Source organism: Streptomyces flavofungini (assembly GCF_041028215.1).
GTDB lineage: Bacteria > Actinomycetota > Actinomycetes > Streptomycetales > Streptomycetaceae > Streptomyces > Streptomyces flavofungini_B.
On record NZ_JASKYR010000397.1, the window covers coordinates 1 to 7,642 of the forward strand.

Consider the following 7,642-nt stretch of genomic DNA (forward strand, 5'->3'; position numbering starts at 1 on the left):
GCTTCTTCTGGGCGTAGTTCCCCCACAGGACGAAGACCGCCGGGTCGGGGCGGTCGGCCACCGCGCGGATCACCGCGTCCGTGAACTTCTCCCAGCCGTTCCCCTTGTGGGAGTTGGCCTCACCGGCGCGGACCGTGAGCACCGCGTTGAGGTGAAGSYCCTGGCCCTCGCCGTGATACGGGTCCTGGCCGAGGACCAGGACCTTCACCTCGTCGTACGGCGTCGCGTCGAGGGCGGCGAAGACCTCGTCGCGCGGGGGGTAGACGGGACCGCGCGCCCGCTCCTGCTCGACGAACTCGGTGAGCTCCTTGAAGTAGGGCTTCTGGAGCTCCTCGCCGAGGACTCCGCGCCAGGACGCGGGCAGCATGGCGATGTCGGTCACGTCAACAACCTCCGGGGTGCGATCACTTGTGATGACAGAACCTACCGGCACCCCCGGCCGACGCCGCGTTGGAGCGCCTACCAGCTCGTCTTCCGCTGGAGCTCCCACATCATCATGATCGCGGAGGGGTCCAGGGCGCGTTCGCCGCCCGCGATCTCCTCGCTGGCCATGATGTACTGCTTGCCCTGCCAGAGGGGCAGCAGCCTGACGTCGTCGACGAGGAGCTTCTGCGCCCGCTCGAAGTCGTCGATGACCGCGCCCCTGTCGGCCTCCCTGCGCTCGCGCGGCAGGATCTCGTCGGTGATCTCCTTGGCGACGTACGGCGTGTTGAGCACGTTCTTCGGGCCGACGAACGGGGCGATGAAGTTGTCCGCGTCCGGGAAGTCGGGGAACCAGCCGCGGCCGAAGACGGGGTACTCGCCCTTGCTGTAGCCCTCCTGGAACTCGGTCCAGGGGCGTCCCTTGAGCGTGATGTCGAACAGTCCGGAGGCTTCGAGCTGCCGTTTGATCTCGGCGAACTCCACGGCGGTGGACGATCCGTAGCGGTCGGTGGTGTACCAGAGGGTCAGCGGCACGGGCCGGGTGATGCCCGCGTCGGTGAGGATCTTCCTGGCCTTGTCCGCGCTGGGGTCCCCGTAGTCGTCGAAGAAGCCGGTGGCGTGCCCGGTCAGCCCTCTCGGCACCATCGAGTACAGCGGGTCGACGGTGTCCTTGTAGATCTTGTGGGCGATGGCGGGGCGGTCGATGAGCTGCGCGACGGCCCGCCGGACCGGCAGCTTGCGCGCCCAGGGGTCCTCCGTGTTGAACACCAGGTAGCGGATCTCTGTGCCCGCGCCCTCGACGAGTTCGACCTCGGAATCAGCGTTGCTCTTGCCCTGCGCGGCGATGACGTCACCCGCGTCCAGACCGCGGAAGGTGACGTCGATCTGCTTGCTGCGGAGGGCGTCCACCATGGCGGAGGACTTCTTGAAGTAGCGGATGGTGACGGCGTCGTTCTTGACGTCGGCCGCGCCCTTGTAGTGGTCGTTCTTGACCAGCTCGGCCTTCTCGCCGGGCACGTAGGCCTGGAGGGCGTACGGCCCCGAGCCCGTGAGACCACTGCCCTCGCGCAGCTTGTCCGCCGGGTACTCGCGCGGGTCGACGATCGACATGGCGGGGGTCGACAGGACGAGCGGGAAGGTGGCGTCCGGCTTCTTGAGCCGGAAGACGACCGTCCGCTCACCCTCCGTCTCGACCTTGTCGAGCGAGCCGAGCAGGCCCATGGGGCCGCCCTTCACGACGCCCTTGGCCTCCAGGGTCCGCATGCGGTCGAAGGAGTACTTCACCGCCGCCGCGTCCAGCTCGTGCCCGTCGGAGAATTGCAGGTCCGAACGGAGCCGGCAGGTCAGGACCGTGCTGGACTTGCCGTCGAACGTGCAGGACTCCGCGGCGTCCGGCTCGGGCTCGGTGGCCCCCGAGGGAAGGCTCAGCAGGGTCTGAAAAACGTTTCTGTACAGCTCCCAGGAGCTGTCCCAGGCCTTGGCGGGGTCCAGGGTGCTCGGGGCGCTCATCGTGCCGACCGTGATCACCTGTTCGCCGTCCGGCCCCTCGGAGGACAGCGCCCCGCAGCCGGCGATCAGGGACAGCGACGTGAGTGCCGCCACCGGTCCGAGGCCCCTCATCAGCTTCGCTGGGGGAACATCACTGAACACGCGCACGCTCCTCGATCGGCCTCATCCTGAGTCGGCAGACCATATCCGCAGCGCCCCGCCACGCCAACTAGTGGCGCGCGCGGGGCACTTGATGCACGTCTACGTCACCTTTGACGGTGTAGCCGATGGTTGAACCGGCTTCGTCAGCCGACGCCCGCATTGAGGAAGATGCCGCCATCGACCACGAGTGTCTGGCCGGTGATCCAGTCCGACTGGCTGGACGTGAGGAACGCCGCGGCGCCCCCGATGTCGTCGGGCACACCGAGCCTGCCGAGCGGATAGGCGGCCGCGGCCTCCGCCTCGCGGCCCTCGTAGAGCGCCTGGGCGAACTTGGTCTTCACCACGGCGGGCGCGATGGAGTTCACGCGCACCTTCGGCGCGAACTCGTGCGCGAGCTGGAGGCTGAGGTTGACCATCGCCGCCTTGCTCATGCCGTACGCGCCGATGAAGGGCGACGCGGAGACGCCCGCGACGGAGGCGATGTTGACGATCGCCCCGCCGTGCTCGCTCTGCCAGGCCCGCCAGGTCCGCTGGGCGAAGCCGAGCGCCGAGATGACGTTGGTCTCGAAGACCTTGCGGGCCACGTTCAGGTCGAGCTCGGCCATCGGCCCGAAGACCGGGTTCGTGCCCGCGTTGTTGATCAGGAAGTCGACGCGCCCGAACGCCTCCATCGTGCGCTCGACGGCGACCGCCTGGTGCGCCTCGTCGTGCGCCTTGCCCGCGACGCCGATGACCCGGTCGGAGCCGAGCTTCTCGACGGCTTCCTTGAGGGCGTCCTCGTTGCGTCCGGTGATGCACACGCGGTCGCCCCGGGCGACCAGGGCCTCGGCGATGCCGTAGCCGATGCCGCGGCTCGCGCCCGTGACCAGCGCGGCCTTCCCACTGTCCTGCACAGCCATGTCCTTGAGCCTTCCGGGTCAGTTGAGCGGGCCGCCGGCCACGTACATGACCTGCCCGGAGACGAACCCGGCCGCCTCGCCCGTGAAGAAGGCGATGGCGTTGGCGATGTCCTCGGGGCGGCCGACGCGCTGCACCGGGATCTGGCTGGCGGCGGCGGTCTGGAACTCCTCGAAGTCCATGCCCACGCGGTCGGCGGTGGCCTTGGTCATCTCGGTGACGATGAAGCCGGGGGCGACGGAGTTGGCGGTGACGCCGAACTTGCCGAGCTCCTTGGCGAGGGTCTTGGTGAAGCCCTGGAGACCGGCCTTGGCGGCGGCGTAGTTGACCTGGCCGCGATTGCCGAGGGCCGAGGACGAGGAGAGGTTGACGATACGGCCGAAGGTTGCGTCCACCATGTGCTTCTGGACGGCGCGCGACATCAGGAACGCGCCGCGCAGGTGCACGTTCATGACCGTGTCCCAGTCGCCCGCGCTCATCTTGAAGAGCAGGTTGTCGCGGAGCACACCCGCGTTGTTGACGAGGATCGTCGGCGCGCCGAGCTCCTCGGCGATACGGGCGACGGCGGCCTCGACCTGGGCCTCGTCGGACACGTCGCAGCCGACGGCGAGCGCCTTGCCACCGGCCGCGGTGATCTGCGCGACGGTGTCCTTGCAGGCGGCCTCGTCGAGGTCGATGACGGCGACGGCGCGGCCCTCGGCGGCGAGCCGTACGGCGGTCGCCGCGCCGATGCCTCGCGCTCCGCCGGTCACGACCGCGACGCGCTGCTCAGTGGTGGACATGCTGGTTCTCCTCGCCCTTGGATGCGGCTCTTGGTGTGCGGCTCTGCGGGTGCAGTCCCACGGTACGCCCCGATGGTGAGCGACCGCTTAGTACCTTCAGCAGGACGAGACGCTAGAAGCCACGGCACCGGGTGTCAACGGCCCGCAGGCCCGCTGTGACGCGTTACCTCACCAGGAGGCCGAGGAGGCGGTCCGTCTCCGCCGCCGGATCGGCCGTCAGGCCCGTGTGCACCGGACCGGGCTGGACCACCGTGGAGCGGGGCGCGATGAGCCAGCGGAAGCGCCGCCCCGCGTCGTCGCGCGCCGCCTGGCCCGCCGCGGCACCGCCCTCGCAGATCCGCTCGACGGCGCCGAGCGCCGCCCTGATCCCCGCCACGTCGGCCGCGGGGTCGAGGGCGAGGAGCTTGGCCTCGTCGAGGTGCGTGCGGGCGGCCACGTAGGACTTGGCGCGGCAGTAGACCACCACGCCCGCGTTGAACCGCTCGCCGCGCTCCACGCGCGGGACGACGCGCACCAGCGCGTACTCGAAGACGTCGCGGTCGCTCATGAGGCGGCCCCCTTCGGCTGCGGCTCGCCGAGTGCGATCCGTTCGTGGATGGTCGCCGCGCGGGGCAGCAGGGCCGCCACGTAGGCGCGGCGCACCTCGTCGGGGCTTTCGAAGCCCGGCTCGTCGGCCAGCCAGGCGTCGGGCACCTGGGCGGTGACCTCGGTGAGCAGCTCCTCGGTGACGAGCGGGGCCAGCTCGGCCGCCGCCGACGCCACGTCGGGGCCGTAGGGGCGAAGGACGTGGTCGGTGGCGTCGTAGGGCTTGGCGGACGCGGTCGCGGCGGTGCGCCAGTTGTGGTGCCAGATCATGCTCGCCCCGTGGTCGATCAGCCAGAGGTCGCTCTTCCACAGGAGGAGGTTCGGGTTGCGCCAGGACCGGTCCACGTTGTTGATCAGGGCGTCGAACCAGACGACGCGCCCCGCCTCCGCCGGGTCGACGTGGTGGGCGAGCGGGTCGAAGCCGAGCGCGCCGGAGAGGAAGTCCATGCCGAGGTTGCGGCCGCCGCTGGACTTCAGCAGCTCCTGCACCTGCTGGTCGGGTTCGCCGAGACCGAGCACCGGGTCGAGCAGGATCTGCGTGAGCCGCGGCACGCGCAGCCCCAGGCGGCGGGCCAGCTCCCCGCAGACCACCTCGGCGACCAGCGTCTTGCGGCCCTGTCCGGCGCCGGTGAACTTCATGACGTACGTCGCGTACGCGCCATGGCCGTCGACGGCCTCGACGACGCCGGGGAGCGATCCGCCCTCGCGCAGGGGGGTGACGTAGCGGACCGCGGTCACTTCGGTGAGCATCGCCCCAGATTACTGGCGGACCGGAGCTGTTCGATCACTCGCCCCGCTGCCTACAGTGCCGCTCATGGACGCACCGGATCTTCCTCGGCAGTTCGCCCGCACCGGCCGCTTCACCCTGGGCGTGCCCCGCGGCCTGACGCTCTCCGAGGACGGGCGGCTGCTGTTCACGCGCTCCACCGCGGGCGACGACCCGGTCAGCAGGCTGTGGCTGTACGAGGGCGGAGCCGAGCGCCTGCTCGTCGATCCGCTCGGCCTCGGCCGGACGGGACCGGAGCCGGAGGCGGAACGCGTGCGCAGGGAGCGCGCCCGCGAGGCCGCACAAGGAGTGACCGCCTTCGCTGCCGACCGCCACGCGCGCGTGGTGGCCTTCGCGCTCGGCGGCGCCCTCTGGGTGGTGGAGCCGGACGGCGGCGCCGCGCGCCGGGTCCGCACCGGGGGCCCGGTGTTCGATCCGCGCCCCTCACCGGACGGGACCCTGATCGCCTACGTCGCCGGGGGCGCCTTGCGGGTGGTCGCGGTGGACGGCGGCGGAGACCGGGCCCTCGCGGAACCGGAAGGTCCGGACGTCACCTACGGACTCGCCGACCACGTGGCCGCCGAGTCGATGGACCGCCACCGGGGATTCTGGTGGTCCCCGGCCGGTGACGCGCTGCTCGTCGCCCGCGTGGACGCCTCCATGGTGCGGCGCTGGTGGCTCGCGGACCCCGCGCGGCCCGACCGTCCGCCCCGCCCCGTCCGCTACCCGGCGGCGGGCACCGCCAACGCCCGCACGTCCCTGCATGTGCTGCGCCTGGACGGCACCCGCACCCGGGTGCGCGCCCCGGAGCGGGCGGGTGAACAGCACCCCGGCGGCGCCTGGACCGACGACCGCTTCGACTACGTCCCCACGGCGTCCTGGGACGCCCACGGGCCGCTGATCAGCCTCCAGACACGCGACCAGCGTTCCGTGCACGTCCTGGCGGCCGACCCGGCCACCGGGGAGACGCGGACCGTCTGCCGCCTGCGCGACGAGGCATGGGTGCCGCTGCTCCCCGGCACTCCGCTGCGGCTCCCGTCCGGCGCCCTGGTGCGGTACGCGGCGGTCGGCGACGCCCGCGGCCTCGCCGTCGGGGAGGCGGCGACACCCGCGGGACTCCAGGTGCACGAGGTGCTCGGCGCGGTGGGCGAGCGGGTGTACTTCACCGCATCGCAAGAGCCCACGGAGGTCCACGTCTGGTCACTCGACCACCGGTCGGGCCACGCCCCACACCGGGCGGATCACGACGGAAACCGGGCGGACGACGAGGCGGGCGGGGCCGAAGCGGAATCCCTGGCGCGGATCAGCGAGGGCCCGGGCGTGCACACGGCGGTGCTCGGCGGCGGCACCGTGGTCCTGGACAGCAGGACGCCCGAGGGGCAGACGGTGACCGTCCTGATCGGCGGCGAGCCCGCCGGGCGGATCGGGGTGCTCGCCGAAGAGCCCGTCGTCGTACCCCGCCCACGCCACCTCACGCTCGGCGAGCGTGAGCTGCGGGCGGCGCTGTACCTGCCGTCCTGGCACGAGCCCGGCGCCGCGAAGCTCCCCGTGCTGCTCTGCCCGTACGGCGGTCCCGGGATGCGGCTCGTCGTCCACGCGCGCGCGTGGTGGACCGTCGTCGCCCAGTGGTTCGCGGAGCAGGGCTTCGCGGTGCTGGTCGCGGACGGGCGCGGCACTCCGGGGCGCGGTATCGCCTGGGAGCGGGCGGTGCACGGGGACCAGTTGACGCCGGTGCTCGACGACCAGGTGGACGCGGTGCGCGCGGCGGCCGGGCTCTGCCCCGACCTGGACCTGGAGCGCGTCGCCATCCGGGGCTGGTCGTTCGGCGGCTACCTCGCGGCGGGCGCGGTGCTGCACCGCCCCGACGTCTTCCACGCGGCGGTCGCGGGCGCCGCGCCGACGGAACTGGAGCTGTACGACACCCACTGGAAGGAGCGCTACCTGGGCCATCCCGACGTACTCCCCGAACAGTACGAGCGCTGCTCCCTGGTCGCCCACGCGCACCGCCTGACCCGGCCGCTGATGCTGGTGCACGGCCTGGCCGACGACAACGTCTTCCCCGCGCACCTGCTGCGCCTCTCCTCCGCGCTGCTCGCCGCGGGCCGACGGCACACGGTGCTGCCGCTGTCCGGCGCGAGCCACCTGGTGGCCGACGAGGAGGCGGCGAACCTGCTGCGGCTCGAAATCGGCTTCCTGCGGGCGTCCCTGTGAACTTCTTGAAGTGGTGAACACCCGCTCCCTCGGGGCCGTACCACCGGGCATGACGACTTCCGATGCATCTCTGTCAGGGCCCCGCCGCCGCACCGTCGTGGCCACGATCGGCGCCGCGGGCATCGCCGCGGCGTTCACCGCCTGCGGCAGCGGTGACGACGCCAAGGACGCGGCGGAGAACGCCGGGGCCCGCCCCGAGGGCGGCGGGGCCGCCGGAACCGTCCTCGCCACAACGTCGGACATCCCGGTGGGCGGCGGCAAGATCTTCAAGGACGAGGGGGTCGTGGTCACCCMGCCCGTCAAAGGCGAGTTCAAGGCCTTCTCCAAC

7 protein-coding genes and 1 pseudogene are annotated in these 7,642 nt (G+C 71.8%); 2 read left to right on the forward strand and 6 right to left on the reverse strand.

All coding sequences use genetic code 11. The features are described 5' to 3' along the window. The 6 genes from AB8Z36_RS24830 to AB8Z36_RS24855 all read right to left on the reverse strand — a co-directional run. On the reverse strand, positions 1-382 hold a 382-nt coding region (locus tag AB8Z36_RS24830; protein WP_369215589.1), incomplete at its 3' end, for a uracil-DNA glycosylase. A 77-nt stretch (positions 383-459) separates the two neighbouring features. Continuing rightward, positions 460-2,043, reverse strand: a complete 1,584-nt coding sequence (locus AB8Z36_RS24835) for an ABC transporter substrate-binding protein (protein ID WP_369215595.1) — start codon at positions 2,041-2,043, stop codon at positions 460-462. A 173-nt stretch (positions 2,044-2,216) separates the two neighbouring features. Then, a complete protein-coding gene (locus tag AB8Z36_RS24840) occupies positions 2,217-2,972 on the reverse strand; it encodes an SDR family oxidoreductase (RefSeq protein ID WP_369215590.1) in 756 nt (251 codons plus the stop codon). 18 nt (positions 2,973-2,990) lie between these two features. Continuing rightward, the gene (fabG, locus tag AB8Z36_RS24845; RefSeq protein WP_369215591.1) at positions 2,991-3,752 is read right to left on the reverse strand and encodes a 3-oxoacyl-ACP reductase FabG; all 762 of its coding nucleotides are present in this window, start codon (positions 3,750-3,752) and stop codon (positions 2,991-2,993) included. Between the two features lie 163 nt (positions 3,753-3,915). After that, the gene (locus tag AB8Z36_RS24850) at positions 3,916-4,299 is read right to left on the reverse strand and encodes a DUF3037 domain-containing protein (protein WP_369215592.1); all 384 of its coding nucleotides are present in this window, start codon (positions 4,297-4,299) and stop codon (positions 3,916-3,918) included. Then, entirely contained in the window at positions 4,296-5,087 is a 792-nt protein-coding gene (locus tag AB8Z36_RS24855; RefSeq protein ID WP_369215593.1) for a HipA family kinase, read from the reverse strand. Before AB8Z36_RS24855 ends, AB8Z36_RS24850 begins: the two co-directional genes overlap by 4 nt. Before the next feature lie 64 nt (positions 5,088-5,151). Here AB8Z36_RS24855 and AB8Z36_RS24860 point away from each other — a divergent pair, with 64 nt between their 5' ends. Beyond that, positions 5,152-7,314 (forward strand): S9 family peptidase, encoded by a 2,163-nt coding sequence (locus tag AB8Z36_RS24860; protein WP_369215594.1) that lies wholly within the window; start codon positions 5,152-5,154, stop codon positions 7,312-7,314. A 49-nt stretch (positions 7,315-7,363) separates the two neighbouring features. Continuing rightward, positions 7,364-7,642 (forward strand): annotated as a pseudogene (locus tag AB8Z36_RS24865) (iron-sulfur protein); the annotation flags it as partial.